Raw genomic sequence first — 25873 nt, forward strand, 5'->3', positions numbered from 1 at the left:
GCAAGCTTGTTTAGCAGGGTTGCTAAAGCAGAGCCCCTAACGTAACCATAGGGGACGATTTTACGGCGTTTTGCATTGTCAAAGTTCGCATCCCATTAGTGGAAGGTCAATAATTAGCTCTCATGTAGTTAAATATATGAAACGTATATAGATTACAGAGACTTCGCTTCAACACATATCATTTAGATAATAAAAAGACGCCTCAATGATTAACTCATTCATCGAGGCGTCGATGCCTTATAAATTACAGTGCTATCTGTTTAGGGCTGTTAGTACAGTTTTATCAATTTAGCGCTTTGAAGCGAATCGCCGTGCCACCACTAGGTGCGAGCTTAAGCGTTAACGCATCTTTAGCAGTAACGGTTTTAGTTTCAATCACGTAATCATATGGATTGTCTAACCAGTTCGCCTTTTCACCATCACGATAGATTTGTGCTTCATAGCGTTTATTGGCCTCAAGAAAGTCTAGCTTTACATCAACTTCACGTGCGGCTTCATCGGTAATCGCACCTACATACCAATCTTGATTTTCACGTGCTTTACGGGCAAATACCAAATAGTCACCCACTTCACCTGCTAATGCTTTACTCTCCCTCCAATCGGTTGGTACATCTTGGATAAACTGGAAAGCATCCATACGTTCAACATAGTTGCGAGGCAAATCAGCAGCCATTTGAATTGGGCTATATAGCACTACGTATAGGGCAAGCTGTTTGGTTAAGGTGGTTTGCACACGATTCACGGCGTCAAGGCCCTGTGGTGCTAAGTTAAAGATACCCGGAGTAAAGTCCATTGGACCGCCAAGTAGGCGTGTGTATGGCAAAATTACCGTGTGCTCTGGGTTATTTGGTGGCGTGCCCCAAGCATTAAACTCTTGACCGCGCGCACCTTCGCGAGAGATCCAGTTAGGGTAGGTGCGGCGCAGGCCCGTTGCCTTAATTGGCTCATGGGTATTAATGCTAATGCCGCGTTTGGCTGCTTCTTTGATGCTGTGTAGATATTCATTCACCATAAATTGGCTGTCATGCCATTCAAGACGAGCGATACCGTTCTCATCAATGCGTTTAATGTCTCCGCCATCGGCGACATAACCGGTTTTGATTTGGGTAACACCATTTTTCTGGTACAGATCGTAAGCATCTGCCATTTGGCTACGGTAGTTGGTAACCGAGCCAGATGTTTCGTGGTGGCCAATTAAACGCACGCCTTTGGCTAGGCCATGTTTAGATACGGCCTCGATATCAAAGTCGTCATAGGACTTGGTAAAGCTAAACACATCGCCGTTATGGAACCAACTTCCGTCCCAACCGATATTCCAGCCTTCAACTAGCACTCCGTCAAAACCATATTTAGCGGCAAAGTCCATATAACGTTTGGTTTCACTGGTTGTTGCGCCATGTTTTGGTCCGCTTCCCCAGGTGTTTTCGTTAATGTGCATGCCCCACCAAATACCTATGTACTTGCCAGGCTCCACCCAGGATACATCGCCAAGCTTGTTTGGTTCATTCAGGTTTAGGATTAAATCTGAGTTTAATAAGCCTGTTGCATCATCACTTATTTGAATTGTGCGCCATGGGGTTGTAAAGCCTGGCTGGGTTTTCACTAAAATCCCGTCAGACCAGGGGGTCAAGTCGGCGCGCAGGGTACCGTCGCGGCGTTGATCCAGCACCATAGCAGCGTAATCGGTAAGTGCGGCTTCATGAATACTAATGTGAGTGCCTGATGAAAGCTTAGTGGTGAATGGTGTGTGGGCGCGATCCACCTTTGATACCGGTGTGGTGTTGTATAGGTACTCGTAACGGTTCCAGCCACGTCCAGGGATCCACCATGCTGTGGCATTGTGCGGATCGGGAATGACGAATTCAGTCATTTCCTTGGTGATATCAAGCTGTTGAAACCCATTTAGGCCAGTTTGGGTAGGCACTATATAACGAAATCCAATGCCGTCGTCAAAGGCTTTAAACTCAAGGGCGAAGTTAAGCTCACCGTTAGATAGTTCAACGCTGAGTTTTTGATGATTGTCTGTAACAAACTGACGTTCACCCCATGGTTGCTCCCATTGAGAGTTATTTGCTGTAATCTCGCTGGCAGTGATCTTGTAGTTGGCGCCCATCTCGCCAATTTGTTTAAACACCAGACCTAAGCGGCTGTCGTTGATGACGTTATTACCATCAAACTTAACCGAATATTTTAGTTGGTTGTCATCATCAGATAGCGCAATACTAATGCGCTTATCTGGAGAGTTAACAGACACGGTTTTTGCTAATGCCGCTGATGAAAGCGTACCTGCAGCCAATGCACTGAGTACAAAAGCTACTGAGCAAGCTTTAGCCACGGATGAGCGCGTTAAATTTTGGTTCATTGCGATGAATTCCTTGTTCTACTTTTTATCGTTCTAATGGTTTAACTTGCTGTCACTATCTCTGTAGCTCTAACACCAAAGACTCTAAAGGCTTTAGCGAAACCCTTAGTGCGCCTTTGCCTGCATCATCAATTGTTAAGTGGGTGATTTGTTTGTTGCTAAGTAAATCGACCATTGCAATATCACCTTGCTGATTCAGCTTCCATTGTTGAACAAGGGTATTGGGTACACTAATGTTGAAGTTTGCGCCCTTTGTGGTTGAGAAGTTACTAGCAACAATGAGTTGCTGCTGCTCATCAAAGCGGGCAAAGGTGAAGGTTTTGTCGTTATAGCCTTTGGTCGCTAACTGACGTTGCAGGCTATCAAGCTCAACATAGTCACCTTTAAGTGCACTGGCACTATGGCTAAGATTCATAAGTGTTTGATAGTAACTGCGTAGCGCTTTTTCGCTCTCGGTAGACTGACCACCGTCGAACTTGCCGTTGTTCATCCAACGTTGATGTGCAGGCACGCCAATATAGTCAAAAATACTGGTGCGAGTGGGTTGTCCAAAGCCTGCATTTTCAACGCCGGCTTCACCTACATCTTGACCAAAGTAGAGTAGTGTTGGTGCTCGGCTAAGTAGCGTTGAAACCACCATTGCTGGTAGCGCATTTTCTGCTTTGCCACCAAAGTCTGGGCTGGCAATGCGTTGTTCATCGTGGTTTTCTAAAAAGTGCAGCATGTGCTCTTCGATATCTAACACCTTGTGTTGCACGCTGGCGATCGCTGCCGTCGACTTTTTGTCATGCATGATGTCTTTCAGGGTGTCATACAGATCAACTTTGTCGTAGAGATAATCCATTTTGCCTAAATGAATATAATCTCGGTAAAGGGTCGGGTTATAGACCTCTGCTAACAAGAAAGCGTTTGGGTTGGTATGTTTGATGTTGCTATTTAAATAGCTCCAAAACTCTACTGGCACCATTTCAGCCATATCAAAACGGAAACCATCTACGCCTTTAGCAAGCCAGTATTGAGTGATTTGCTTGAATTTAACCCAGGAATCAGGGATGGCGCTGCTATCTTGCTGTGACCAAAATGCATAGTGAGCTGCAGCGTCCTTTTTGTCGAACCCTTTTGGCAGTGAAGGGAAGTCATGGCTGCCGTCTGGTTTAACGCCATAGTTAATTTTGACCGTTTCGTACCAATCATTAGCGTCAGGTTGGGCAAGACGGGAACCATTACCTGTCCACTTAGCCGGGTTTTCTACAAATTTACCATCGCTTAATGGATGCGCGTCGCCGCCAAGTGGTTGATAACCATTTTGGCTCGCTGGCACAGTAAAGCTCTCACCTTGGATGTAATAAAAATTGTTGTTTTTAGCGTAAGTCACTGAGGTGTCGTCATTCTCGCCAAAGTCTACTACGCCTTCTGGTTTGGCAAGTGATTGATAGTCTCTAGCAACATGGTTGGGCACGATATCAATTAGTACCTTCATGCCGTTGTTGTGGGTACGGGCAATAAGGGATTCGAATTCTTCAAGGCGCTTAGCTGGGTCATTGGCTAAATCTGGGTTAACACTGTAGTAGTCTTTTACTGCGTAAGGTGAGCCTGCGCGCCCTTTGACCACATCTGGGTCATCTTGGCTTATTCCATATTGGCTATAGTCGTTTATCACCGCATGATGGGGCACGCCGGTGTACCAAATATGCGTCACGCCAAGTGATTTAATATCTTGCAGCGCTGCTTGAGTAAAATCACTGAATTTGCCTACACCATTTTCATCTATGGTACCCCAAGGTTTGTTAGTGGTATTGGTGTTGCCATAAAGGCGAGTAAATACCTGGTAAACCACGGCTTTGTGAGGCATAGGAGCTGCCAGGTTTACATCGCTTTGGCTATTTGCGTTTTGCTGGATGTTTTGTGCGGCAGTGTCCTTTTGCAAAGCTTTTGTCGTATTACATGCAGCAAGAGTGCCGCTGCCAGCTAGCGCGGCTATGGCAATGGCGACAGGTTTTAGCCATGAAATGGGTTGATTAATTTTACTCATCTTCATAAATGTCTCGTTGATTGGTTTACTAGGGCAGCCCCTAATACGTAATGTCTTATTGTTATTTTGATAGCCGGGTTACAGGTTTAAGAACCAAGCCCTGCTATCTGTATAAAGTTCGGCTTTTTCAACGCTTGTTATTTAAGCACTTGTTATTTAAGCCTAAGCAAGGTGACACCTTTGGATACTTCTAGTGTGTCGCCAAGTTTGATCTTGTCATCACTAATGATGTTTATTGCGTGCTGATAATTACCTATGTGAGCCGCAAAACGTGCTAAGTCTAAAGCCGTGGCATCAGCATTTTTGCTGTAAATGACCATTAGGGTTTCATCCTGGTGTTGACGCAGCTGCACGTAAGTACCGTTTTCTGGGGCAAAATGCTTGAGACTGCCTTGTTGTATCGCTAAAGATTGCTTGCGGTAGTTGAGTAGCTTACGGTTGAAACTTAATGCCCGATTTTGTGCTTTGCTTAGGCCTTGGCCGCTAAATGCATCTACGGCATCACCTTGCCAGCCGCCAGGAAAGTCGCCGCGCACAGCGCCATCATGACGGCCCTCGATAGGGCTAGTCATTAATACTTCGGTGCCATAGAAAATCTGCGGAATGCGATTACTTGTTAGCACATAGGCGAGGGCAGCTTCATACAAGTCGATATCTTCATTCACTAAGCTGTACAAGCGGTTGGTGTCATGGTTACCCTCAAACAACACCAGCTTTGTCGGATCGGCATAGACGACATCGTTAGCTAACGCCTCATATAAGGTGATTAAACCGCTGCCCCAATCTTCTTTGGCGTTGATGGCTTCAATCAGTTGCTCGTATACAGGGAAGTCCATCATGCTTGGTGTGTATGACACATAGCCATCTGCATTTTGTTTGCCCGCTTGCCAATAGCTAACCGTTATTGGGTTTTTAGTCCATTCTTCACCAACGATATTGAAGTTTGGGTACTCAGTCATTAAGGCTTTTGACCAGCGAGTTAAAAATGCTTTGTCGGCGTAGGAGTAGGTATCTTCGCGTATACCGCTAAGCCCAGCATACTCAACCCACCAGATGCTATTTTGGATAAGGTAGGTTGCCATTAGTGGATCGTTCTGATTCATATCTGGCATGGTTGGTACAAACCAGCCTTTTTCAAAATCATCTAAATCGGCTTTAACCGCGTAAGGGTCTTGCACCGCAGTTCGATGATGGCTGGTATAAGGGACTAAATCAGGATTTTGTTGCCAAGTTTGCTGATGGTTTATCCATGTTGAAGTTGGGAAGTCCTGCATCCAACGATGGCCGCTGCCCATGTGATTAACAATCACGTCTTTAATAATGCCAATTCCATAGCCTTTGGCTTGTTCTACTAAGGCTTTATATTCTTCGTTTGAGCCAAAACGTGGATCAATTTTATAGAAATTGGTGGTTGAGTAACCATGGTAAGAGTATTTAGCCTGATTGTTCTCCAGCAGTGGATTGATCCACAGCTGAGTGACGCCTAACTCATGCAAATACGGCAGTGCTTTACGAATGCCTTCAATGTCGCCGCCATGACGGCCGCCATCAAAGTTCCTATCGAGTCCCTCAAGCATATCAGGGCTGACATCATTATTTGGATTACCATTAACGAATCGGTCTGGCGTGATCAGGTAAATCACATCTTTGTTGCTAAAGCCTTGGCGCTGAGCAGAGTTAGCTTCGCGTTGTTTAATTTGATAGCTGAATGATTGGCTGCTTCCAGATTTATCTTCCAAGGTTAGGGTGATGGTTTGCGGCTCAGCATTAGCAAGGTCGAGATTGATAAACAGGTGATTATCGCTATCTGATTGAACCACTGACGTGAGTTTAACGCCGTTAGCCTTAGTAAGGTTGACGGAATGTTCTCGGATGTCTTCGCCGTAAACCAGCAGCTGCAGTTGATTGTGCTGCATGTCAGCCCACCAAAACTCTGGTTCAACTGTCAACTGTGATTGAGAAGTTTGTGGCTGCGCGTTAACCATTGTGGGTAAGTTAAATGAAAGCATTAATGCAAGCGCCAAAGATACGCTTGCAATTGGCTTTAACTTACAAGGGCGGATTAACTCAAGATTGGTTTGGCTGAATTTCCCATTACAGTTATGAAAGCAGTTGGTTAAGGATTTGATTCTGGCTGTCATTTGTATTCCTTATATCCTTGATTGCGAGTGCCAAATAGTTAGCAATGTGGTGCATCATCTAAAGCATCACAGGTTTAAAAATGTTTCGTGCGCAGGTAGCTCAGCACTATAGTGCTGGTAAATCTGTTTGAGGTTATCGAGAAAATCTTTTCGTTCTTGCTGACTTAGAATATTGGCCAGTGGATTGTGATCTTGTGGCATCAGGTTTTGCCCAATCATGACTTGTAACCATGCCTCTTGGGTAAACAGTTCATCTTGCTGCCTAAATAAGTTAGCTGTTTGCGCAAATAACGAAATTTTGTGATGTAAGGTGTCTGGGATAGACATGGTTTGGCAGTATTGCCAAAGCTCACCTTGCTGCCTTTGGTTGAGGTGGTAATGCAAGATAATAAAGTCGCGAATTTGCTCAAATTCAGTTTGTGACTGACGGTTATATTCTGCTACGAGTTCGGGCGTAATCGATAAGTGCGGCATAAGCTTGGTTAGGCGAATAATCGCAGTTTGCACCAGATGCAAGCTAGTCGACTCTAAAGGCTCTAAAAAGCCTGATGATAGCCCAATCGCTACACAGTTATTTTGCCACTGCTTTACTCGTCTACCTGGCTTAAAGCGAATAAGTTTAGGCTCACCAATGGTTTTTGCATCCAGATTATCGAGTAAAGTCTGTTTTGCCTTTTCATCACTGATGTATTTTGATGAAAATACCATGCCGTTGCCGGTTCTATGCTGCAATGGGATGCGCCATTGCCAACCAAAATCATGAGCTGTAGCTCTGGTGTATGGAATAATAGGGCTGGTTTTCTCACTCGGCACGGCCCAAGCACTGTCACAAACAAGCCACTGCTGGTAGCTTTCAAATTCAACGTTTAAGGTTTTATCGATAAGTAGAGCGTGAAGGCCAGAGCAATCAATGAACAAGTCCCCGTTGATTACTTGCCCGTCTTGCAAGGTAAGACTTTCGACGTCGCCATTGTCTTTTTGGTTAATCGTTTCGACTAAGCCTTGAATATGGCGAATGCCCAGTTGCTGACAGTATTGTTGTAAGTAGTTGGCATAAAGGCCTGCATCAAAGTGGTATGCGTGGGTAATGCCAGCTAGTTGGTCGTTATGGATTTTAGGTTGAACCGAAAACTTATTTTGTTTAGCAACCTGATAGTTGTAGCTAAAATCCCATAAAGATGCAGGGCTTTGCGGTTTATTTGCTAGCCAGTAATGATGAAACGCACTGTAGCCAATATCTTTACCGATACTGCCAAATGCATGCATATATGCATCGCCTTGCTTGCCCCAATTCTCAAACTCAATACCGAGCTTGATGCTCGCTTTGGTCTTTTCAATAAAGTCTTGCTCGTTGATACCTAAAACATCATTGAAAATCTTAAGCGGTGGAATCGTCGCTTCACCAACGCCAATAGTACCAATGGCGTCAGATTCAACTAACGTGATATTGATTGTACCTTTATACATTTTGCAGAGTAGGGCAGCGCTCATCCAGCCTGATGAACCGCCACCAACAATGACGATGTTATTTACTTTGCTGTCCATGGCATGCTCCTGATTTAAAATAAAGGCAATGTAAAATTAGTTAACGTTACGATTTATTAACAAGTTGCTGATATAAAAAAGCCTCTACCAAGGCAGAGGCTTTTTAAAAGCAATTTAGCTTAGAACTTGTAGTTAGCACCGAACATGTAGTTACGGCCATAGTTCTGGTAGTCACGTACATGGCGAGCATCTTCACCTGTGTATGTGATAAATGGCTCGTCAGTTAAGTTGTTAACCTGGAACATGATAGATAAGCCATCTAAAGACTCAAAACCACCTTGACCAAAGTCATAACCTAGCTGCGCATCGACTACCGTTTCGCCTTGAACATTCACGTTAACGCGGCTCAAGCTAATTGCGGTTACCTCACCTAGGAAGTCAGAGCGGTAGCGTGAGCTTACGCGTGCTTCAAAGCCTGAGTTTTCATAGTAAACCGTTGCGTTAAAGGTCTTGTCTGATAGACCAGCTAGTGGGATAGGGTCACTATCTGCTGTTTCTCTTACTTCTGAATCGTTGTAAGAGCCGTTTAGAATAGTACCAAAACCTTCTAATGACTCATGGAAGTAACCAAAGTCCATCGAGAATGACGCTTCAATACCGGCGATATGACCGCCATCACCATTTACTGGGATTTCAAACGAACCTGCACCTTTGCCTGGTTCAACACCTGGGATGACGCCTTCAAAATCAACAAACTCTGTATTGGTATAAACAGTGTTTTCTAGCTTCTTATAGTAAGTTGCAATTGCAAAGTAGCCTTGGTCGCTAAAGTAGTTCTCGTAACTCAAATCTACCTGGTTAGCCATCCATGGACGCAGCTGAGGATTACCCGCGCTACCTGAATAATAGATACCGCCTGCACCGTTTGGATCGTAGTTGAAGCTAGCTGAAGCATTCATCTTATCCATACGAGCACGGCTCATTGTGCGTGCCGCTGCGAATACTAAGCGCTGGTTTTCGGTTAAACCGAGTGTCACGTTCAAACTTGGTAGCCATTCTAGGTAGTCATCATCGCCATAGCTATCAACTACTTCCAGCACACCGTTTACATTCTGAACGGCTTTACCATTTGAGCTTTGCTTGGTTTGTACCGCTTGAACACCGAAATTACCAGCTAAAGGCATGTCACCAATTTCAGTCTCAAAATCAGCCTTAACGTAGAAAGTAGCTACTTTCTCTTCTACCTGCCATGTATTTGTAGAGCGCTCAGGTTGAACCTCTGCAGCATCTAGAGAGTTGTAAATACCTGAGTTATACAACGCAAGTGCGTCATAAGACAGCATGTTACCCATGCCGAAGAAAGCCAGCGATGTTGGCTCTAGCATATACTCTGGTGGGATAGTCATCATGTAGTCGTCACCGCTACCGATTTCATATCCTTTAAGTGTCAGGTATTCACCATTATCCACTTTAGATTTTTCACGAGTTGTGTAGTTAACGCCAAACTCAACGCTGCGCATGAAGCCGTCATCGAAGGTGTATGTAGTACCTAGACGTAGTGAATTTAGCTCATCTTCAATTTCTGGTTTATTGATAAAGCCATCTTGCATATTGCCATCGATTGATGGGCCCCAGCTAAATGCACCACCTAGCTTGATTAGGTTTGGATCTGAATAGTCTAGCGCTGGATTAAATAAGTAACGACCGTCACCAGTAAATTTGAAACCTAGGTTTGGTTCTACTGCACCGTTGCTGTTACCGCGGCCTGTACCTGCGTAGGTTTCGATACCAATGTCGGTACGCTCAACTTTAGACATGGCGATGTCGCCTTCAATCGTCCAGTTGTCGTTAATGATATATTCGGTGTTCCAACCTACAGATAACGATTTAGCATCACGGGTATTGGTGTCGTTACGTACCACAACCATCGCATCTTGAATAGAACCTTCTGTAACAAGACCGTCTTCAACCTGACTCGCAGTCACACCTGAGTTACCCCAGCCTGCACCCCACATACCAGGAATTTCGATACCACGTAGAATTTGCTCATCAAAGAATTTGGTGTAGAACACGTCTACCACTGATTTGAATTGATCATTAGGTGCAAATTCGAACACAGCCATTACACCGTCACGTTCTAGCTCAGAAGAACGTACATATGGTTTAGCACCACCTAAAACTACAGGGTTGTCTGGGTTGTAATCTAATTCTGGGTAACCCCAAGCTTGCCAGCGCTCTTCTTGGTTTGGCGACTGCATGCGAGAGTAGCCAAGTGCAATACCGATGGTGTCATCAGCAAATTGGTCAATGTAAGAGATGCTGCCGCGGTAACCTTTATCGGTAGAACCTGCGTTTAGTGCACCTAGGTCATTCATTTCGCCGCGTACGTTGACTGCGATAGTGCGCTCGCCATGACGTAGTGGGCTAATGGTTTGCATATCTACAGTACCCGCGATCGCTTGGGTCATTAGAGATGCATCAGGTGTTTTGTAAACAACTACTGTATTAAGTAGTTCTGAAGGGTATTGGTCAAATTCAACGCCGCGGTTGTCGTTAATTGACGCTTGCTCACGACCGTTTAATGTCGCAAGAGAAAAATCTGGGCCAAGGCCACGAATAGATACTACGTTTGCACGTCCGTCCAGACGCTGCGCAGCAATACCTGGAAGACGAGCTAACGATTCTGCAATCGATACGTCTGGCAACTTACCGATATCTTCTGCTGAAATCGCTTCAACGACAGAACTTGAAGTCATTTTTACCGCTTGTGACTCTTTTAAGCTGCGACGAATACCAGATACCTGGATAACTTCAATGTTTTCGTCTGCAGTTGCGCCTGTTGCATCGTTTTCAGCGGCATAAGTGGTCATACTTGCGCCGGCTGCCGCAATTGCGAGAGTCAGTAGGCTTGGTTTAAAAAGCAACATTCATCTTTCCCCTTTTATGAATGCTTAACAACAAGTTGTCCAGTCCAGGTTGTTAGCGTTCGTTGTTTTTTGGTTACAGTCTTTATTTTGTTATTGCCCCGACTAGCTTAAATGACTGCATAAGTGTCGAGGTTATTACCAAATTGTTGTGGAACAGTTGAGATACTACTCCCAGCTTTTGATTGCCGACAATCTTATGCATACGTATTCAAAGCTATGCAAGTCACAAATCGTAGGTGTTTTAACCATATTTTAACAAATGCTGTGTCAGGTTATTTTATATTAAGTCATTGATTTTATGTGTTTAAAATTGTATCCAAACTGTATTTGTTACAAGCGTATTTAATGCATACGTATGCAGGCGTATTGAACCTGATTTCGTTATTCACGTATCCTCGAAACCAATAATAAAGAAAGCGGTTAACAACTTAATCGCAACAAAGGCGCAACTCATAGCAGGCTGCTATCGCTAGGTTGCCAAAGAAAGTAAGGGGAAAAAATGGGGCAAGTTAGCTGGTGGAAGGGCGGAGTGATATATCAGGTATATCCTCGCAGCTTGATGGACTCCAATGACGATGGGATTGGCGACCTGCGTGGTATTATTAATAAGCTTGAGTACATCGCTAGCTTAAATGTCGACGCCATTTGGATCTCACCGTTTTTTAAGTCACCAATGAAAGACTTTGGTTACGATATCAGTGATTACCTTGCTATTGACCCTATGTTCGGCTCGATGGAAGACTTTGATGAGTTGATCGCGAAAGCCCATGAACGTGATATAAAGGTTGTTATTGATCAGGTGCTTAGCCACACCTCAGATCAACATGCGTGGTTTGAAGAAAGTAAACAGAGCCAAGATAACCCGAAAGCGGACTGGTATGTTTGGGCAGACCCGCAACAAGACGGCACGCCGCCTAATAACTGGTTAGCGATTTTTGGTGGCTGTGCGTGGGAATGGGAACCTCGCCGCAAGCAGTACTATTTGCATAACTTCTTAAAAAGCCAACCGGATCTAAATTTCCATAACCCTGAAGTACGTCAAGCGATTCTTGCTAACGTAGAGTTTTGGCTAAAGAAAGGCGTTGATGGATTTAGGTTAGATGCGATTACCTTTTGTTATCATGATGAGCAGCTTCGTGATAACCCTGCAAAGCCTGAAGATAAGCGTCAAGGTCGCGGGTTTAGTGAAGATAACCCTTATGCTTACCAGTACCACTACTACAACAATACTCGTCCCCAAACCGTTGGCTTTATAGAAGAGCTAAGGGCACTCATTAACAAGTACCCAGGCAGTGTTACCTTAGGGGAAGTGTCGTCTGAAGATTCGTTAGCGACGATGGCCGAGTACACTCAGGGCGATGAGCGTTTACATATGGCATATAGCTTTGAGCTGTTAACCGATGACTTTAGCGCAGCTTATATTCGTCAAACTGTTGAAGAATTAGAGGCAAGTATTGGTGATGGTTGGCCTTGTTGGGCTATTGGTAACCATGATGTAGAGCGTGTTGCGACTCGTTGGGCGAAAGGCTCTGATAATAAAGACTTTATTAAGATGCTTAATGCACTGTTATTTTCGCTACGTGGCAGTGTTTGCAGTTATCAAGGTGAAGAGTTAGGTTTAACAGAAGCTCCGATCGAATTTGATCAGTTGCAAGATCCGTTCGGTATTACCTTCTGGCCGCAATTTAAAGGCCGTGATGGTTGCCGTACACCAATGCCGTGGAGCAAGCAAGCGACTCAAGGTGGCTTTAGCCAAGGTAAACCTTGGTTACCGATCCCGCAGGCACATCTAAATAAAGCGGTTGATACTCAAGTTGACGACGCTAACTCTGTTTTGTCTGCATACAAGCGTTTCTTAGCTTGGCGTAAACAACAAATCGCGTTGATTGATGGTGAGATTAAATTTATAGACGCGCCTGAATCGGTACTTGCATTTACTCGTACTCATAACGAACAGCAATTACTGGTAGCGTTTAACTTATCTGCTAGTAGTCAAAGTTTGACATTGACAGGTATAAATCTGTCAGAGCTACTAACGAGCCATGGCTTGTTAAGCGGTGAGCTGAGCGAAACGCAAGATGGCGTCGAAATCAGCTTGCCAGCATACGGCAGTGTATTTTCACAGCTAAAATAATTGTAAAAGCCGATATAATTACTATATCGGCTTTTTTGTTATTCATAATAATAAGAGATTAACTTATGGCCTCAACAGCACAAGGAAGCTCAGCTTCATATTCTCAAGGCGCAGATGGGCAGTATCGCTTTGCATTAGTTTCACTTACGTCGTTGTTCTTTATGTGGGGGTTTATTACCTGCTTGAACGACATTCTTATTCCACACCTTAAAGCAGTATTCTCACTGAGTTATACCGAGGCAATGCTGATCCAGTTTTGTTTCTTCGGCGCTTACTTTTTGGTGTCGCTACCTGCAGGTGCATTGGTTAAAAAGCTAGGCTACCAAAAAGGCATTGTAACGGGCTTGAGTATTGCGGCCTTGGGTTGTTTGATATTTTACCCCGCTGCAGAGCTTGAAGTTTATGCGATATTCCTGGGTGCATTGTTTGTACTGGCATCTGGCATTACCATCTTGCAAGTTGCAGCTAATCCTTATGTGAATGCATTAGGTAGTGTCGAAACCGCTTCTAGTCGACTCAATCTGACCCAAGCATTTAACGCGTTAGGTACAACTGTCGCGCCGTATTTTGGCGCGGTATTAATTCTGTCTGTTGCAAGCGGCGCCGTTGGCTCTGAGCCAGATGCAGGTGTGGTTAAACTTCCTTATTTACTATTGGCTGGCACCTTAGCGTTATTAGCGGTTATTTTCTCTGTGCTGAAACTGCCAAAGATTAATGAGCATACTGATAATGCTGACGGTGAAGTTGTTGAGCACAACGGAAAAACATCGGCACTGCAGTCAAAGCACCTAGTGTTAGGTGCAGTAGGTATTTTTGTTTATGTTGGCGCTGAAGTATCAATTGGTAGCTTCTTGGTTAATTTTTTAGCCGAGTCGCACATCGCTGCTATGGAAGAAGCCGAAGCGGCTAAATACATTACCTATTACTGGGGCGGCGCTATGGTAGGGCGTTTTATCGGTTCAGCGGTAATGCAAAAAATTGAAGCAGGTAAGGTACTTGGTTTCAACGCGTTTATGGCGGCAACACTGGTGGTGGTAGCTATGCTAACTAGCGGTCACATTGCCATGTGGGCGATATTGTTGGTAGGGCTGTTTAACTCAATTATGTTCCCAACTATCTTTAGTTTATCGCTGCGTGATTTAGGCCCTCATACTTCTCAAGGTAGTGGTTTCTTATGCCTTGCGATTGTTGGGGGGGCAATATTACCATTACTTCAAGGTATGCTTGCCGACACTATGGGCCTACAACCTTCATTTTTCTTACCTGTTATTTGTTATGGCTTTATTTTGTTCTTTGGCCTTAAAGGTTCGAAAATGTAGCCTGAGTTCTAAATTACACTTGAAAGCGGTCGTTTGACCGCTTTTTTATTGCCTGTAATATTGCTAATGACTTCATTAATACCTATGATCTGCGCCTTAATATATCATTCCCAAAAGATGCTTTGACTATATTTGGTTGAAGCCATCGCAAAGAGACGCTCATGCTTACGTATCCCTTATCAGGCAGTTCATCAGAACTGGTATTAAATGTGCTTACTATGGTGCTTAACCAAGGCAAACCATTAGACAGAGCCTATTCCCACAACTTTTCTGGTTTAAAGTTGGCGCCTGATGAGCAAGGACGTATTACGCTTGTGGTTGGCGATCTGTTGCGTCGTTTAAACCTATACTGCTTCCTTGCCCAAGTAAACATTGATAATTTTGAACGTGAAGGCTCAAAAGTGCTTAACGCTTGGCATTACTTCCACGGCTTAGACTTGCCGAAAATGCAGTACTCGTTGCAAATTGATGCTAAACAAGTCGATAAACTCATAACCGATGCCAAGCAGCAAGCTGCACTTTGGGATGGCTGCCCACAGTGGCTTGATGACCTAGGGCAAACACAGCTTAAAGATATGTGGAGCGATGAACGCGCAGCACTGGCTAAAGCCCCTAAGCGCTATATTCGCGTTAACCCGCTTAAATGTACACGCGACGAACTTAAAAAACGTTTAGCTAAAGAGGGCATTGAAACGACAGAAGTAGAAGGCGTTGACAGCGCGCTTGAGGTGACTTCGAATTCAGCGCTATTCAGAAGCGATAGCTTTAAAGAGGGTTGGTTTGAGCAACAAGATGCTGGCTCACAAATGGTTGCTGATGCGGTTAATGCCAAGCCTGGTATGCGCGTTGTTGATGCCTGTGCCGGCGCAGGAGGTAAAACGCTACATATTGCCGCGCAGATGCAAGGTAAAGGTCGTTTGCTTGCGATGGATGTTGAGCAGTGGAAACTGGATAATCTGAAAACCCGCGCTAAACGTGCTGGCGCGCATAACGTCGAAACCCGTATTATCGCCAGTTCTAAGACAATTAAACGCTTAAAACTATCGGCTGATCGTGTGCTACTTGACGTGCCTTGCTCGGGTCTAGGGGTATTGAAGCGAAACCCTGATGCTAAATGGCGCGACACGCCAGAGCGCCTACCTGTGCTAGTGGACTTACAAAAACAAATCTTGCAAAGTTACAGTCGCATGGTGAAAGTTGATGGCATGTTGATTTATGCGACGTGCTCAATTATGCCTGAAGAAAACAGTTTGCAGGTACAAGCATTCCTTGCTGAAAACCCACACTTTGAGTTTATTGATGAAGAGCACATCTATGTTGCTGATAAAGGGTTTGATGGATTTTATCTTGCAAGGATGAGACGAATTACAGAATAACCTTGTCTTGGTACAACGATTAAAAATGCGACTCCTAGTGGGTCGTTTTTTTATTGAAGATTAGGTTTTTTGTCGTTTGCTAGCGAGAATTATCAAACATCAACAATTTAAAACTTTGCAGTAATCGCTGATTATTCGCACATCTCTCAGTGAGTATTAAAACGTGGAAACTTATATATTTACAGTCCTCTAGCACAAAATTGTCTAACTAAAGTTGCGAAACAACCCATTTACGCATAATGTGAATAATAAGTCGTACATCAACCGCTAATTGGACTTTTTGCTTTATGATCGATTCAGGAAATTCCGCACATCGTTATTTGACGACGGGATCTGAAAAGGACTTTAGGGACTCTACCATTGAGCGTTATAGCGCCGTGCTTAATATGGTGCTAGAAGGTTTGCCGCTAAGAGAAATCCTACATTCTTTAGTACTTTCGATTGAAGCACAAAAACTGGGCACCAAAGCTTCTGTGCTATTACTAAGCGATGATGGCCAAAGACTCCTAACTGGGGCTGCTCCAAGTTTACCCAGCGATTATAACGATGCGATTCATGGTGTTGAAATTGGGCCAGAAGTGGGGTCTTGTGGCGCTGCCGCTTATCTTTGTCGGCGGGTCATTGTTGAAGATATAGAGACTCACCCAAATTGGCAACCATACAAAGCGCTGCCACTAAAAGCAGGTTTAAAAGCTTGTTGGTCTGAACCAATATGTGACAGTAAAGGTGAGGTTATTGGTACCTTTGCCATGTATTACGACACGATCAAGTCTCCCACTGACCTTGATTTGTTGCTTATACAGGAGGCTGCAAAGCTCGCGAGTTTAGCGATTGAACGCAGTAGGGCGATGTACGTCGAGCGTTTGAGTAGCAAAATTTTTGATCATTTGCCTGTAGCACTGCTTATTACCAATGAAGACGGCAGTGTCCTCAACTTTAACCCCGTTTTCAACCAACTCGTCAACGATGGCGAGCCCTGTTCAGGCGAGTTCGATATGCGCGCGTTTTTGCGACCATCAGCTAGCGATGTTCGCGAGCAACTGTTTGAACATCTTGCACGAGGACATGCGTGGCAGGGCGAGCTACTCGGGGTTAATAAAGCTGGACAGCAGTTAGAATTAGATCTCACTGTCGCTGTTATTCGCGATTCATTTACACAGACGAACTGCTTTGCTTGGCTGATCAGCGATATTAGTGCTCGCAAGCAGGCCGATCAGTTAATTCAATACCAAAAGTTCCACGACCCATTAACCGGGTTAGTTAATCGCAATGGTTTAATCGATAACATCGACAAGTTAATTAGTGCGCACCAGCAGTATAGTGATGTAAGTTTTAGCTTGTTAATGATGGATGTTGACCACTTTAAGCAAATTAACGATACCTTAGGTCACGATAATGGTGACAGGCTATTACAAAAAATAGCTTCACGTATTGGCAGATATATCCCTACCAATGCAGTGTTATCACGGGTCGGTGCAGACGAATTTGCGCTGCTATTACCTAACGAGCAAGATCAAGACAAGTTAACCACGCTTGCCGCTAACCTTAATCAAGCTCTGACAAACCCGATTATTATCTCCGATCAAACTTTGCTAATGTCGGTAAGTATAGGTATTGCGCGTTTTCCACAAGATGCTGATAACCTAGATTTTGTTCTTAAATATGCCAGTCAAGCCATGTTCAGCGCTAAGCGCCAGGGGCGTAATGGCTATTGTTTCTTTAATCAATCATTGCAACAGCAAGCAACAAGAACAGCCTACCTGACTCAACACCTTAAAAATGCCATCAGCAACAATGAATTCGAACTTTATGTTCAGCCTATGGTGTCGCCTTTGTCGGGCAAGATAATTAAGGCTGAAGTGTTATTGCGTTGGCGCCATGATGGTCAGTTTATTTCGCCAGATGAGTTTATCCCAATTGCCGAACAAACTAACCTTATTGTGCCTATCGGTGAGTGGGTTCGCAGTACGGCGTTAAACTATGCTGTTGAATTACATAAACTTGATTTTGCAGTGCCGCTGTCAATCAATGTATCACCACTGGAGTTTTGGTCGTCGGAGTTACAGCAAAGGTTCATTGATTTCTTTGACGCTAAACTTGAAGATATTAATATGCTTGCCCAGTTTAGCCCTTTAATCACTCTTGAGATCACCGAATCTTTGATGATGAAGCAGCAGAATGACATTCATGGGCTGTTAAAATCGTTGCAAGATAAAGGTCTTAAAATTGCGATAGATGACTTTGGTACAGGTTACTCTTCATTGGCATACCTGGTTAATTTCCCCGCAGATCAGATCAAAATTGATAAGTCGTTTATCCAAAAGCTCTCAGATGACGATAAACATCAAGCCTTGGTGACCGCGATCATTAACTTAAGTTTGTCATTAGGGTTACAGGTTGTGGTAGAGGGAATTGAAACCCGAACTGAGTTGGATTTTATTAATCAGTTTGATGTGATGGCAGCGCAAGGATACTATTTTTATAAACCTATGGCATTTACAGAATTTACCGAGTTACTGAAAAAGCAATAAATGTACATTTTTTGTACTTAAATTGAGCCTTGTTTATCAGACTTTAGCCTACGCTTTACGCTAATTATTAAGCGCCTAATACATGCTGAGCATCAACCTTGGTGTAATGGATTTGTTAAGCTGATGACGTTTAATTTAACTAAACAAGCCAGATCCTAGAAAGTACAAAATCCTGTGCAGGATTTTCATAACAGCATATCGTATTGATAAATAATTTCGTCTTTTTGAGGTTTTTCGCTTATTATTTCATCGACACTTATCTTAATACTCGAAAAAATTTTGGTTACAAGCGTAAAAAAGCCGCTATTTTAGCGGCTTTTTATATGGAAACTTAGTTTATGTTATTAGTTTAATAACGCATTTGCTTCAGTGTATTCAAGGTTAAGAGCGTCTGCAACTTCCTTACAAACCAATTTGCCGTGCATTACGTTTAGGCCGTTTAGCAAGTGCTTGTCTTCGTTAAGAGCTTGCTTGTAACCTTGGTTAGCAAGCTTGATGATGTAAGGCAGAGTCGCGTTATTTAGTGCGAAAGTAGAAGTACGAGCAACTGCACCTGGCATGTTAGCAACGCAGTAATGTACTACGTCATCTACGATGTAAGTTGGCTCTTGGTGTGTAGTAGCATAAGAGGTTTCAACACAACCACCTTGGTCAATTGCTACGTCCACAATCGCGCTGCCAGGCTTCATGCGCTTGATGTGCTCTTTAGTCACAAGTTTTGGCGCTGCCGCACCTGGTACTAACACACCGCCAATAACTAGGTCTGCTTCTAGTACGTGACGCTCAATCGCATCAGCCGTAGAGTAGATCGCTTTTACTGAAGAACCAAACTGCACGTTTAAGCGGCGTAAAACATCAATGCTACGGTCTAGGATAACAACGTCAGCGCCCATACCCACAGCCATTTGTGCAGCGTTTGAACCCACCATACCACCGCCAATAATAACAACTTTAGCTGGTTCAACACCTGGAACACCGCCAAGTAGCATACCGCGGCCTTGTAGAGATTTCTCTAGTGCTCGAGCACCAGCCTGGATAGACATACGACCTGCAACTTCAGACATAGGTGCCAATAGTGGTAAACCGCCTTTATCGTCGGTTACAGTTTCATATGCAATACATACCGCGCCACTGTTAATTAGGTCTTCAGTTTGCGGTAGATCTGGTGCTAAATGTAAGTAAGTAAACAGGATTTGGTCGTGGCGTAACATAGCACGCTCAACGGCTTGCGGCTCTTTAACTTTAACGATCATCTCTGCTTTGGCAAAAACTTCTTCAGCAGTATCAAGAATCGACGCACCTGCATTGATGTAGTCTTGGTTAGTAAAACCAATACCCATACCAGCGTCTGACTGAACAAATACTTCGTGACCATGATTGGTTAACTCACGAACGCTTGAAGGAACCATACCAACGCGGTATTCGTGATTTTTAATTTCTGTAGGTACACCAATAATCATTTTGAGCCTCAATAAAAACTAAAACGCTCACTTGGCTAGGTATAAGTGAGCTGTATTGTTGTTGTAATCTGTGGCCTTGAACGTGCTTATTCAAGGGAACTCTAGTATAGTACCGCTTCAGCAGTTTATGCTGCTGAAGATAAATAATAACTAGATAAAAATGTTGTTTTATTGATAAAACGTGGTTAAAAATATGGCAAGCAATAAGAGTAATTCTATTAAAGATTTGGATCGAATTGATCGCAATATCCTTAATGAACTTCAGGCAGACGGTCGCATCTCAAACGTCGAGCTTTCAAAGCGTGTAGGTTTAAGCCCAACCCCTTGTTTAGAAAGGGTAAAGCGATTAGAAAAGCAAGGTTTTATTAATGGCTATACAGCATTAGTTAACCCTCATTACTTGGGAGCATCACTATTAGTTTTTGTTGAAATTACGTTAAATCGTGATACACCAGATATTTTCGACAAATTTAATCGTGCAGTGCAATTGTTAGACGATATTCAAGAGTGTCATTTGGTTTCTGGCGACTTTGATTATTTACTAAAAACCCGAGTTTCTGATATGTCGGCATACCGCCGCCTTTTAGGTGAAACACTACTTAAACTTCCTTCAGTATCTGATACCCGTACTTATGTGGTTATGGAAGAAGTAAAGCAAACGAATAAAGTCGCTTTGCACAATTTAACTGAGGCTTAATGCTGGATGCGAGTCTCTTAGAAAATAAGAGAGTCGTTATTTAAAGCGAATCGTCGCTATAGTACTAGTCGCAAAGTACAATGAATTGAAGTGATAAATAAAGGGCTACGGCCCTTTATTTTTTTCCAGTGGTGCTATTTTGAACAGTTATCTCAAATTGTTACTTAATTCAATTAATCCCGCTTTAGTTTCCCTTGAACAAACCGCGTAGCACTAGGATAATCACTGCAAAATCAGTGTTATTCTGATATGTTATTTTTTTTGGTTTATGGAAATAGTAGTTTGACTCAGGGAAACAACCTTAAGACTTTATCCGGTTTGCAGCGACTCCTCGAAGGTGGCCTCATTATTTGCTGCATGCTTGCCACTTATGTACTGCTAGCGTTAAGTAGTTTCAATCCAAATGATCCAGGCTGGAGCCAGTCACACTTTCAAGGTGAAATTCACAATTGGACCGGTGCCGTTGGTGCATGGGTTGCCGATGTGCTGTTTTACTTCTTCGGGTTTATCGCTTATCTGATCCCAGTCATCATCGCCTCAACAGGTTGGTTTATCTTTAATCGCGCCCATAAACTGCTAGAGATTGATTACTTCTCGGTTGGCCTACGTATTATTGGTTTTCTTTTGATGATCCTTGCGCTTGCTGCACTTGCGAGCATGAATGGTGAAAACATTTACGTGTTCTCAGCTGGTGGTGTTGCAGGCGACGTCATTGGCCAAGCAATGCAGCCATACTTTAATACCCTAGGCACAACTTTATTGTTGCTGTGCTTTATCGGTGCTGGTTTCACATTAGCAACTGGCATTTCCTGGTTAACGATTATTGAGCTTACCGGCTTTGCTACCATTTGGCTTGCTAAACAAATTTTGGCCTTGCCTCAACATTTTAAAGGACGAGAAGAAACGGAAGATACACGTGGGTTCATGTCAGTGGCCGATAAGTTCAAACAAAAGCAAGCTGAGCATGCTAGCAACTCAGAATCAGACAAGGCTGATTTGTCACTGCCATTTGATGAGCCGCAAACAGAGTCCAATAACGAAAGCCGCCAACAAATTGAAGAAAAGACTCAGTCAAGAATGGCGTCATTCAAGCAGTTCTTTGGCAGTAAAAAACACAGTGATGCTGATGCAGACGAGCAAAGTGACAGTGTTGAAACACTACAAGATGATGTAGATCAAACCCTCGAGCTCGAAAACGACATTAATGAGCCGACATTTACTGCGCTTGATGAACATGATGCTCGTCAAGAACCGAGCTTATCGATTTGGGACCACGCGGAGGATAACGCTGGGAGTGAATCACAGTATCAAAGTGATAAAGATGCAGTCGTTGCGAATATAAGCCATGATGAGGCGACTTCCGACGTCGACGAGCAAACAGAGATGGATGAGTCTAGCCTGGAGCAAGCTGCCGATGTAATACAAGAGGCTGGTAAGTTAGTTGCTCAGCGCGCACCAGAGAAAGATGCCAAAATTGTTGACGGTATCGTGGTTATTCCAGGCAAAGATACTCAGCAGTTAGCGCGCCCGGTAGACCCGTTGCCTAGTATTTCACTGCTTGATGTACCTGATAGAAAAACCAATCCGATTAGTGAAGAAGAGTTAGAGCAGGTAGCCCGACTGGTAGAGGCCAAATTAGCAGACTTTAATATTAAAGCTAATGTAGTGGGTGTTTTCCCTGGCCCAGTCATTACCCGATTTGAGCTTGAGCTAGCACCGGGTGTAAAGGCATCTAAGATTACTAATTTATCTAAAGACTTGGCTCGTTCATTGTTGTCCGAAAACGTGCGTGTAGTTGAGGTTATTCCGGGTAAAGCCTATGTTGGTTTAGAGCTTCCTAACAAGTTCCGTGAAACCGTATTTATGCGTGATGTACTTGATTGCGAAGCGTTTGAAAAAAGTCAGTCGAAGTTGTCTATGGTACTTGGTCAAGATATCTCGGGCGAACCCGTTGTCGTTGATTTAGGTAAAATGCCGCACTTACTAGTAGCAGGTACAACAGGCTCTGGTAAGTCAGTGGGTGTAAACGTGATGATCACCAGTCTGCTGTATAAGTCAGGGCCTGATGATGTTCGCTTCATTATGATTGACCCTAAGATGCTTGAGCTATCAGTATATGAAGGGATCCCGCACTTATTGTGTGAAGTCGTTACCGACATGAAAGAGGCGGCTAATGCACTTCGTTGGTGTGTTGGCGAGATGGAGCGTCGCTACAAACTGATGTCAGCTTTGGGCGTTCGTAACCTTAAGGGCTATAACCAAAAAATTAAAACCGCCGCAGAGCAGGGCGAATATATTCCAGATCCGCTTTGGAACGCTAACGAGAGTATGCTTGATGAAGCGCCGCCATTAGAGAAACTACCGTCAATTGTGGTAGTGGTTGATGAATTTGCCGACATGATCATGATTGTCGGTAAGAAAGTCGAAGAGCTTATTGCCCGCATCGCACAAAAAGCGCGGGCCGCAGGTATTCACCTTATTCTTGCAACTCAGCGCCCGTCGGTTGATGTGATTACTGGCTTAATTAAAGCAAACATCCCAACTCGTATTGCGTTTCAGGTGTCTTCGCGAATTGACTCGCGAACCATTCTTGACCAACAAGGTGCCGAAACCCTATTGGGTATGGGTGATATGCTGTATTTACCTGCTGGTGTTAGTGTGCCAAGCCGTGTACATGGCGCCTTTATTGACGATCACGAAGTACATAAAGTGGTTGCCGATTGGCATGCTAGAGGTAAACCACAATATATCGATGAGATTTTAAATGGCGTTAGTGAGGGCGAGCAGGTACTACTGCCTGGTGAAACCTCAGAATCAGAAGATGAATTAGATGCGCTATATGATGAAGCCGTTGCCTTTGTCACCGAAACGCGCAGAGGCTCTATCTCTAGCGTACAACGTAAATTTAAAATTGGTTACAACCGCGCCGCGCGCATTATTGAGTCGATGGAAGCACAAGGTATTGTGAGCGCGCAGGGGCATAATGGTAACCGCGAGGTGCTAGCGCCACCGCCACCAAAGAATTAATTTAGGATGTATATGAAAAACCTATTTAAGCAAAAGTCGGCACTGTTAGTTATGTTAGGGGCCTTTACCACTCCCCAAGTTTTTGCTGACGATGCGCAAGAGTTAAGAGGTAAGCTTGAAGGTATCGATAACTTGCATGCTGGCTTTGCCCAGAAAGTAACTGATATCAATGATAAGCAAATTCAATCCGGCAGTGGTGTGTTTGCACTGGCGTATCCGAATAAGTTCTATTGGCACTTAACTGAGCCTGATGAGTCGATGATTGTAGCCGATGGCACTAATTTATGGGTATATAATCCGTTTGCAGAAGAAGTTACTGTGATGGATATAAGCCAGGCAATTGAAGCATCACCTATGGCGCTATTGGTTCATCGCGACGATGAAACTTGGGCCCAATATCGTGTCTTAAAGAATGATGCTACCGCTAATAACTGTTACCAAATTAAGCCAATCACAGAGCAGTCAAACGTAGTTGATGTGAACGTCTGTTTTGACGACAGCACGCTTACTGCGTTCAGTTTGCTGGATAATCAGGGCAATTTAAGTCAGTTCAGCCTGTCTGAGCAACGCGCTGTGGCTGATGATGAGCAACAGTTATTTGAGTTCGTTATTCCTGATAATGTCGACATTGACGATCAACGCTTAAAGCAAGCTCAATAGGGTTTCCTAGTGGCTAACTTGGATTTTGATTTTGCCCCAGACTTTCGTCCCCTTGCTGCGCGTATGCGCCCACGGGTGATTGACGAGTACATTGGTCAAGGGCATTTACTTGGCGAGGGGAAGCCACTACGCCAGGCGCTTTTGAATAATCGCGCCCACTCCATGCTGCTTTGGGGACCACCTGGTACGGGGAAGACAACACTCGCTGAGCTTGTAGCCCATTATGCCAATGCTCATGTAGAGCGCATTTCAGCGGTCACTTCTGGCGTTAAAGAAATCCGCGCGGCTATTGAGCAGGCAAAAGCCATTGCCCAAAGCCGTGGTCAACGCACTTTATTGTTTGTTGATGAGGTACATAGATTCAATAAAAGTCAGCAAGATGCCTTTTTGCCGTTTATTGAAGATGGCACGGTAATTTTTGTTGGCGCCACCACTGAGAACCCGTCGTTTGAGCTAAACAATGCACTTATGTCACGAGCCAGGGTCTACCTTATTCATAAGCTTAACGACGATGAAATTCAGCAAGTCGTCAATCAGGCACTAACTGATAATGAGCGAGGTTTAGGTGCACGTAACTTGTCACTGCCAAAAGACGTCGCAAATCAACTTGCGAGGATAAGTGACGGTGATGCTCGTAAATCGTTGAACTTGATTGAGTTGATGAGTGACCTTGTAAACGATGGCGATGCGTTTACCTCAGAAATGCTCAGTCAGGTAGCCGGTCATCAAACCGCTGGCTATGACAAAAATGGCGATCAGTTTTACGATTTAATTTCTGCTGTGCATAAGTCCGTGCGCGGCAGTTCGCCAGATGCTGCTTTGTATTGGTTTTGCCGCATTTTAGAAGGTGGCGGCGATGCTTTATATGTTGCTCGAAGGTTACTCGCCATCGCATCTGAAGACATCGGCAATGCCGATCCTCAAGCCATGAACGTGGCACTAAACGCCTGGGATTGTTACCACCGCGTAGGGCCGGCAGAAGGCGAGCGGGCAATTGCTCAGGCAGTGGTGTATCTAGCCAGTGCGCCCAAAAGTAATGCCGTTTATACTGCATTTAAACAGGCTAGAGCTTTGGCGCGTGAAACAGGTAATGAAGCTGTACCACACCATCTACGTAACGCACCAACTAACTTAATGAAAGACTTAGGTTACGGGCAAGAATATCGCTATGCCCATGATGAAGTAGGGGCATTTGCCGCAGGTGAAAACTACTTCCCAGAGTCGTTAAAAGACAGTCGCTTTTATCATCCGACTAACCGAGGTTTTGAAAAGCGAATTCAAGATAAACTTGCTCATTTAGAGCAGCTTGATCAACTCAGTGAGCTAAAACGCTATGACTAATGTGTTGTTTGTTGCTTTAGGTGGATCGATTGGTGCAGTTTTGCGCTATTTGATCTCATTATTTATGCTGCAAGTGTTTGGCACGAGTTTTCCTTTTGGTACACTGTTGGTCAATATTATCGGCTCGTTTTTAATGGGTGTTGTTTATGCACTCGGACAAATTAGCCATGTTAGCCCAGAGCTTAAAGCCCTCATCGGCGTTGGTATGCTTGGTGCTCTAACAACATTTTCTACTTTCTCCAACGAAACCTTGTTATTAATTCAAGAAGGATATTGGTTGAAAGGATTTCTCAATGTGTTGCTTAACGTTACTCTGTGTTTATTCATGGTGTACCTAGGGCAACAATTAATCTTATCGCGCGTTTAACTAAAAAGAACTGA

At 44.0% G+C, this 25873-nt stretch carries 15 protein-coding genes; 9 read left to right on the forward strand and 6 right to left on the reverse strand.

Features of this window, described 5'->3' with window-relative positions; all coding sequences use genetic code 11:
- Positions 1-283: 283 nt before the first annotated feature.
- The 5 genes from G3R49_RS08355 to G3R49_RS08375 form a co-directional block, all read right to left on the reverse strand.
- Positions 284-2362, reverse strand: a complete 2079-nt coding sequence (locus G3R49_RS08355) for a glycoside hydrolase family 97 protein (protein ID WP_167869311.1) — start codon at positions 2360-2362, stop codon at positions 284-286.
- A 55-nt stretch (positions 2363-2417) separates the two neighbouring features.
- Entirely contained in the window at positions 2418-4214 is a 1797-nt protein-coding gene (locus G3R49_RS08360) for an alpha-amylase family protein (protein WP_245335311.1), read from the reverse strand.
- 332 nt (positions 4215-4546) lie between these two features.
- Entirely contained in the window at positions 4547-6379 is a 1833-nt protein-coding gene (locus tag G3R49_RS08365; RefSeq protein WP_245335312.1) for a glycoside hydrolase family 13 protein, read from the reverse strand.
- A gap of 222 nt (positions 6380-6601) precedes the next feature.
- The gene (locus tag G3R49_RS08370; protein WP_167869312.1) at positions 6602-8080 is read right to left on the reverse strand and encodes a tryptophan halogenase family protein; all 1479 of its coding nucleotides are present in this window, start codon (positions 8078-8080) and stop codon (positions 6602-6604) included.
- 119 nt (positions 8081-8199) lie between these two features.
- A complete protein-coding gene (locus G3R49_RS08375) occupies positions 8200-10947 on the reverse strand; it encodes a TonB-dependent receptor (RefSeq protein WP_167869313.1) in 2748 nt (915 codons plus the stop codon).
- Between the two features lie 499 nt (positions 10948-11446).
- Between G3R49_RS08375 and G3R49_RS08380 the strand changes: the two genes are divergently transcribed.
- From G3R49_RS08380 to G3R49_RS08395, 4 genes are all read left to right on the forward strand, one after another.
- A complete protein-coding gene (locus G3R49_RS08380; RefSeq protein ID WP_167869314.1) occupies positions 11447-13081 on the forward strand; it encodes an alpha-glucosidase family protein in 1635 nt (544 codons plus the stop codon).
- Positions 13082-13146: 65 nt separating this feature from the next.
- The gene (locus tag G3R49_RS08385; RefSeq protein WP_167869315.1) at positions 13147-14400 is read left to right on the forward strand and encodes a sugar MFS transporter; all 1254 of its coding nucleotides are present in this window, start codon (positions 13147-13149) and stop codon (positions 14398-14400) included.
- Between the two features lie 161 nt (positions 14401-14561).
- Positions 14562-15776 (forward strand): RsmB/NOP family class I SAM-dependent RNA methyltransferase, encoded by a 1215-nt coding sequence (locus G3R49_RS08390; RefSeq protein WP_167869316.1) that lies wholly within the window; start codon positions 14562-14564, stop codon positions 15774-15776.
- A gap of 287 nt (positions 15777-16063) precedes the next feature.
- On the forward strand, positions 16064-18307 hold the full coding sequence (locus G3R49_RS08395; RefSeq protein WP_167869317.1) for an EAL domain-containing protein: 2244 nt from the start codon (positions 16064-16066) through the stop codon (positions 18305-18307).
- A 344-nt stretch (positions 18308-18651) separates the two neighbouring features.
- On the opposite strand, the gene ald is transcribed toward G3R49_RS08395, so the two are convergent.
- Positions 18652-19767 (reverse strand): alanine dehydrogenase, encoded by a 1116-nt coding sequence (gene ald, locus G3R49_RS08400; RefSeq protein WP_167869318.1) that lies wholly within the window; start codon positions 19765-19767, stop codon positions 18652-18654.
- 193 nt (positions 19768-19960) lie between these two features.
- Between ald and lrp the strand changes: the two genes are divergently transcribed.
- The 5 genes from lrp to crcB all read left to right on the forward strand — a co-directional run bounded on the left by lrp (position 19961) and on the right by crcB (position 25859).
- Positions 19961-20464: a leucine-responsive transcriptional regulator Lrp gene (gene lrp / locus G3R49_RS08405; RefSeq protein ID WP_130597397.1), complete on the forward strand. Its 504-nt coding sequence runs from the start codon at positions 19961-19963 to the stop codon at positions 20462-20464.
- 282 nt (positions 20465-20746) lie between these two features.
- On the forward strand, positions 20747-23491 hold the full coding sequence (locus tag G3R49_RS08410; RefSeq protein WP_167869319.1) for a DNA translocase FtsK: 2745 nt from the start codon (positions 20747-20749) through the stop codon (positions 23489-23491).
- 12 nt (positions 23492-23503) lie between these two features.
- The gene (gene lolA, locus G3R49_RS08415) at positions 23504-24151 is read left to right on the forward strand and encodes an outer membrane lipoprotein chaperone LolA (protein WP_167869320.1); all 648 of its coding nucleotides are present in this window, start codon (positions 23504-23506) and stop codon (positions 24149-24151) included.
- Between the two features lie 9 nt (positions 24152-24160).
- Positions 24161-25492 (forward strand): replication-associated recombination protein A, encoded by a 1332-nt coding sequence (locus tag G3R49_RS08420; RefSeq protein WP_167869321.1) that lies wholly within the window; start codon positions 24161-24163, stop codon positions 25490-25492.
- Entirely contained in the window at positions 25485-25859 is a 375-nt protein-coding gene (gene crcB, locus G3R49_RS08425; RefSeq protein ID WP_167869322.1) for a fluoride efflux transporter CrcB, read from the forward strand. The genes G3R49_RS08420 and crcB overlap by 8 nt, the downstream gene beginning before the upstream one ends.
- Positions 25860-25873: the final 14 nt, after the last annotated feature.

The sequence above is a fragment of the Shewanella sp. WXL01 genome (genome assembly GCF_012263345.1).
Classification (GTDB): Bacteria; Pseudomonadota; Gammaproteobacteria; order Enterobacterales; family Shewanellaceae; genus Shewanella; species Shewanella maritima.

Coding starts and splice junctions, on each gene's coding strand:
- G3R49_RS08385 (WP_167869315.1), top strand. CDS start 13,147: ATGGCCTCAACAGCACAAGGAAGCTCAGCTTCATATTCTCAAGGCGCA.
- lrp (WP_130597397.1), top strand. CDS start 19,961: ATGGCAAGCAATAAGAGTAATTCTATTAAAGATTTGGATCGAATTGAT.
- G3R49_RS08375 (WP_167869313.1), bottom strand. CDS start 10,947: ATGTTGCTTTTTAAACCAAGCCTACTGACTCTCGCAATTGCGGCAGCC.
- lolA (WP_167869320.1), top strand. CDS start 23,504: ATGAAAAACCTATTTAAGCAAAAGTCGGCACTGTTAGTTATGTTAGGG.
- G3R49_RS08395 (WP_167869317.1), top strand. CDS start 16,064: ATGATCGATTCAGGAAATTCCGCACATCGTTATTTGACGACGGGATCT.
- G3R49_RS08365 (WP_245335312.1), bottom strand. CDS start 6,379: ATGGTTAACGCGCAGCCACAAACTTCTCAATCACAGTTGACAGTTGAA.
- G3R49_RS08360 (WP_245335311.1), bottom strand. CDS start 4,214: ATGCCTCACAAAGCCGTGGTTTACCAGGTATTTACTCGCCTTTATGGC.
- ald (WP_167869318.1), bottom strand. CDS start 19,767: ATGATTATTGGTGTACCTACAGAAATTAAAAATCACGAATACCGCGTT.
- G3R49_RS08380 (WP_167869314.1), top strand. CDS start 11,447: ATGGGGCAAGTTAGCTGGTGGAAGGGCGGAGTGATATATCAGGTATAT.
- crcB (WP_167869322.1), top strand. CDS start 25,485: ATGACTAATGTGTTGTTTGTTGCTTTAGGTGGATCGATTGGTGCAGTT.
- G3R49_RS08370 (WP_167869312.1), bottom strand. CDS start 8,080: ATGGACAGCAAAGTAAATAACATCGTCATTGTTGGTGGCGGTTCATCA.
- G3R49_RS08355 (WP_167869311.1), bottom strand. CDS start 2,362: ATGAACCAAAATTTAACGCGCTCATCCGTGGCTAAAGCTTGCTCAGTA.
- G3R49_RS08390 (WP_167869316.1), top strand. CDS start 14,562: ATGCTTACGTATCCCTTATCAGGCAGTTCATCAGAACTGGTATTAAAT.